General features: G+C 62.2%; 3 protein-coding genes. 2 read left to right on the forward strand and 1 reads right to left on the reverse strand.

Annotated features, from left to right (window positions below):
* Window positions 1-1,647 (reverse strand): malate synthase G (locus A2I95_RS25650; RefSeq protein ID WP_291734468.1); only part of this gene is annotated, 1,647 nt, incomplete at its 3' end.
* Window positions 1,648-1,869: 222 nt separating this feature from the next.
* Between A2I95_RS25650 and pepN the strand changes: the two genes are divergently transcribed.
* Together pepN and A2I95_RS25660 are read left to right on the forward strand one after the other, a co-directional pair.
* Complete coding sequence (pepN, locus tag A2I95_RS25655) at window positions 1,870-4,422, forward strand: aminopeptidase N (protein ID WP_291734470.1); 2,553 nt, start codon at window positions 1,870-1,872, stop codon at window positions 4,420-4,422.
* Window positions 4,415-4,873: a hypothetical protein gene (locus tag A2I95_RS25660; RefSeq protein WP_291734472.1), complete on the forward strand. Its 459-nt coding sequence runs from the start codon at window positions 4,415-4,417 to the stop codon at window positions 4,871-4,873. Before pepN ends, A2I95_RS25660 begins: the two co-directional genes overlap by 8 nt.
* Window positions 4,874-5,152: the final 279 nt, after the last annotated feature.

Genomic DNA, 5,152 nt, shown 5'->3' on the forward strand with positions numbered 1-5,152 from the left:
GGCCAGAACGTCCACTTTGTGATAATGCGTCGCGTGCAGGGTGGCGGCAGTGGGCGACGGCACCCATGCGCAGTTGGCGCCAGACATCGGATGGCCAATCTTGGCCTCCAGCATGTCGGCCATCAGGTCGGGCATCGCCCACATCCCCTTGCCGATCTGCGCCTTTCCCTGCAAACCACAAGCCAGCCCGATATCCACGTTGCGATCTTCGTAGGACTGAATCCAGGGGGTCGATTTCATTTCGCCCTTGGGCAGGAACGGCCCGGCCTCCATCGAGGTATGTATCTCGTCGCCGGTGCGGTCCAAAAAGCCAGTGTTGATAAAGGCCACCCGGTGTTTTGCAGCGCGGATACATTCCTTCAGGTTGACCGAAGTGCGGCGCTCTTCGTCCATGATCCCCAGCTTCACCGTATATTGAGGCAGCCCCAGGATTTCCTCGACGGTCGAGAATATCTCGTCGGCAAAGGCGACCTCTTCGGGGCCGTGCATCTTGGGTTTCACCACATAGACCGAGCCATGGGCCGAATTGCCGCCGTCGCGCTTCAGGTCGTGCTTGGCGATCACCACGGTGATCAGCGCATCCAGCAGGCCCTCATAGGCCTCCTTGCCGTCCTGATCCAGCACCGCCGGGTTGGTCATCAGATGGCCGACATTGCGGACCCACAGCAGGGCGCGGCCCTTGAGGGTCAGCGCCGAGCCATCCGGCGCAGTGTAGCCGAAGTCCGGGTTCAGGCGGCGGGTGATGGTCTTGCCGCCCTTCTCCAGCTCCGCCTCCAGGTCGCCCCGCATCAGGCCCAGCCAGTTGGAATAGGCCAGCACCTTGTCCGCGGCATCGACGCACGCGACGGAATCCTCGCAATCCATGATCGCCGACATCGCGCTTTCCAGCCGCACATCGGCCAGCCCGGCCTGATCGCGGGCGCCGATTGCGTGGGCACGGTCAAACACCAGTTCCACATGCAGACCATTGTTGCGCAGCAGAACTGCCTCCGGCGCCTTGGGGTTGCCGCGGTAGCCTGCAAATTTCTCCGGCTGCGCCAGCGGCAGATCGTCAATCAGCAGTTGCCCGTCCTGCACATAGTAACGGCGCACATCGGCGTGGCTGGCGCCGTCAATCGGAAACGCCTCATCCAGAAACACCCGCGCCCGCGCCACAACCCGCGCGCCGCGGCCCCTGTCGTAGCCGCCCTTGGGCGCAGGGGTGCCCATTGCATCAGTGCCATAGAACCCGTCATAGAGGCTGCCCCAGCGCGCATTGGCCGCGTTCAGCGCGTAGCGTGCGTTGGTGATCGGCACCACCAGCTGCGGCCCCGGCACAGATGCGATCTCGGGGTCGACGTTCTGGGTCTCGATCTCGAAATCGCCGCCCTCAGGCAGCAGATAACCGATCTCCGTCAGGAACGTCTTGTAGCCTTCATGGTCATGCGGTTTGTCGCGATTGGCGATGTGCCAGGCGTCGATCTTGGCCTGGATCTCTTCCCGCTTGGCCAGCAGCGCGCGGTTTTCCGGCCCGAATGTGTTCACCAGCTCCGCCAGGCCGGTCCAGAACGCCTCGGCTTCGATACCGGTCCCCGGCAGCGCTTGTTTCTCGATGAACTCCGCCAGCTCCGGCGCAACCTGAATTCCCTGCTTTTCGACCCGGCTCATGACTTGCTCCCTTGGACGGTACACCACTGTATGCTGCCCCTTAACTAGGGGAGAAGTTTCCGATCGGCAACAAAACAGCCTACCTCTGAAACCGAACTCAATTTCTTGTTTTTCAAGAAAGTGCTGCGGATTCTTCTGAACCCGTTATTCTGCGGCCAATCCGCTTGCAGTCCCGCCCCTATCCTCTACACCTGAAAAGAAGCAGTGCAGAGGAGAGCGAGAATGGCCAAAGACACGCCCCAGACCTTCTACCTGAAAGACTACACGCCCTTTGGCTATGACGTCGAAAGCGTTCACCTGACCTTCCGTCTGACGCCGGAAACCACCCGCGTCCTCAGCAGGATCCGCTTTGCCCCGAAACCGGACGCAGCGGACAAGACCTTCTTCCTGCACGGTGAAGACCTGCAGCTGATCTCGGCCAGGATCGACGGGCAGGACATCTCACCCGAAGTGATAGACAAAGGCCTCAGCTGCGACGTGCCCGGCGCCCCCTTCACCTGGGAGGCCGAGGTGGAGATCAACCCGGCCGGCAACACCGCGCTGGAGGGGCTTTACATGTCCAACCGGATGTATTGCACCCAATGCGAGGCCGAGGGTTTCCGCAAGATCACCTATTACCCCGACCGCCCCGACGTGATGTCCACCTTCACCGTGCGGATCGAGGGCGACGAACCGGTGATGCTCTCGAACGGCAATCCCATGGGCCAGGGCGAAGGCTGGGCCGAATGGCACGATCCCTGGCCGAAACCGGCCTATCTGTTTGCCCTGGTGGCGGGCGATCTGGTGAATCACCCCGGCAGCTTCACGACCAGGTCCGGCAAAGAGGTCGAACTGAACATCTGGGTCCGCCCCGGTGACGAGGACAAATGTGCCTTTGGCATGGAGGCGCTGAAAAAGTCCATGAAATGGGACGAGGACGTCTACGGCCTCGAATACGACCTGGAGCTGTTCAACATCGTCGCTGTGGACGACTTCAACATGGGCGCAATGGAGAACAAAGGATTGAACATTTTCAACTCTTCCTGCGTTCTGGCGTCGCCTGAGACCTCCACAGATGCCAATTTCGAACGTATTGAAGCCATCATCGCGCATGAGTATTTTCACAACTGGACCGGCAACCGCATCACTTGCCGTGACTGGTTTCAGCTCTGTCTGAAGGAAGGGTTGACGGTTTTCCGCGATGCGCAGTTCACCGCCGACATGCGCTCGGAGCCGGTGAAGCGGATCGACGACGTGATCACGCTGCGCGCCCGGCAGTTCCCTGAGGACAACGGCCCCCTCGCCCATCCGCCGCGCCCGGAGGAGTTCCAGGAGATCAACAACTTCTACACCGCCACCGTCTATGAAAAAGGCGCAGAGGTGATCGGGATGCTCAAGCGGCTGGTGGGGGATGACAACTACTACAAGGCGCTGAAGCTCTATTTCGAGCGCCACGACGGCGAGGCCTGCACCATCGAGGACTGGCTGAAGGTGTTCGAGGACGCCACCGGCCGCGACCTGCAGCAATTCAAACTGTGGTACAGTCAGGCAGGCACCCCGCGGGTGAAAGTGTCCGAGGATTACGCCGGCGGCACCTATACCCTGACGTTTGAGCAATCGACGCCGCCGACGCCGGGCCAGCCGGACAAGGCACCGCGGGTGATCCCGATGGCGGTTGGCCTGTTGTCGCCCAATGGCGACGAGCTGCGCGGCACGGAAATGCTGGAGCTGACGGAAGCCAAGCAAAGCTTCACCTTTGACGGCCTCGCCGCCAAACCGGTGCCCTCGATCCTGCGCGAGTTTTCCGCGCCGGTAATCCTGGAGCGTGAGAGCACCAATGCCGAACGCGCTTTCCTGCTGGCCCATGACACCGACCCGTTCAACCGCTGGGAGGCAGGCAACGCGCTGGCCAAGGAGGTCCGCTTGGCGATGGTGCTGGACGGTGCCGCGCCCGATGGCGCCTATCTGGACGCGCTGGAAAAACTGGTGCGCGATGACGATCAGGACCCGGCCTTCCGCGCCCTGGTGCTGTCGCCGCCCAGCCAGGCCGACATCGCCCAGACCCTGTTTGAGCGCGGCTATACCCCCGATCCGCAGAAAATCTATGACGCGGCTGAGACCTTTACCCAAACTCTGGCGCAGCAGCTGGAAACCAGCCTGCCCCGGCTTTATGCCGCCACCACGGTCGAAGGCCCTTATGCGCCGGACGCCGATAGCGCCGGGAAACGTGCCCTGAACGGCCGTATCCTGTCGCTGCTCACCCGTCTGGACGGCGGCGAACAGGCCGCGCGCCAATACGCAGCTGCGGACAACATGACCCAGCAATACACCGCCCTCGCCGCGCTGATGAAGGCTGAAAAGGGCGATGCCCAATCTCAGGCCTTCTTTGATCAGTGGCAGGACGACCGGCTGGTGATGGACAAGTGGTTCGCGCTGCAGATCGCCTGCGCGGCACCACAGAAAACCGCAGCCACCGCAGCCGCCCTGACCAATCATCCACTGTTCGACATGAAGAACCCCAACCGTTTCCGCGCCGTCTTTGGCGCCTTGGCGGGCAACCACGCGGGCTTTCATCATGCCAGCGGCGAGGCCTATGCCCTGCTGGCAGAGAACCTGATTGCATTGGACAAGCTGAACCCGCAGACCACTGCCCGCATGTGCGCCGCCTTCCAGACCTGGAAACGCTATGACGCCGGCCGCCAGTCGCTGATCCGCGCCCGGATGAGCCGCATTGCCGGCGCGCCGGGTCTCAGCCGGGACACCAATGAGATGATCACCCGGATCCTGGATGCCTGAAACACCGGAAACACGCTCTCCGGCGGCGGATTACAGCTTCTCCCGCCGGGGCCGATCTCCCGCCGCAATACTGGCAACGGGCGGCTGGCTGGTGGCGCTGCTGGTTCTGTGGCTCTTGCTGGATGCGGCCGTTTGGCTGGTGATCCTGCTGGCCCTGCCGGTTGTTCCTGCGCTGCTGGACCTGATCCGCAACCCCCTGTCTGGCCTCACATTTTCTGAAAACCAATTGGAATGGTTCACCGGAGGCCTGACCGGCAAGGCCGAGCTTGGAGAGATCGACCGCGTGCGGTTCGACACCCGCTGGGATTTCTCAGTCCGCGCCACACTGGTCCTTCGCAATGGCAAACGCATCCGCCTGCCGCAAGAGGCCACCCCGCCGCACGCCGAAGCGGACGCCGAATTCCAAGCCCGCGGCATCAGGACCGAACGCCATCATTTCACTGCGTTTTGACGGCGCTGGTCTTGAACTTGCGCATCAGCTGCCATTGCCGCTGCCGCCACCCGCGATTGTTCCCATTGAGGCGTTAACTTCCCCAGTGCCGCCATCTTTGCGCCCCAATGCCTGACGACATTGGGAGCAACGATAAGCTGCCACTCATCAGGAAGCGCAAATGCTCACAACCTCTCGACAGGCACGGGATTTTCTGTCCCGCATTTCAGGTCTGGTTTCCGACCGCTCCAAGCCTGCCGCCACTCCTGTTCCTGTTCCTGTTTCGTCCCCGGCCCCGGC

It is taken from the genome of Leisingera sp. F5 (genome assembly GCF_001593695.1).

Coding starts and splice junctions, on each gene's coding strand:
- pepN (WP_291734470.1), top strand. CDS start 1,870: ATGGCCAAAGACACGCCCCAGACCTTCTACCTGAAAGACTACACGCCC.
- A2I95_RS25660 (WP_291734472.1), top strand. CDS start 4,415: ATGCCTGAAACACCGGAAACACGCTCTCCGGCGGCGGATTACAGCTTC.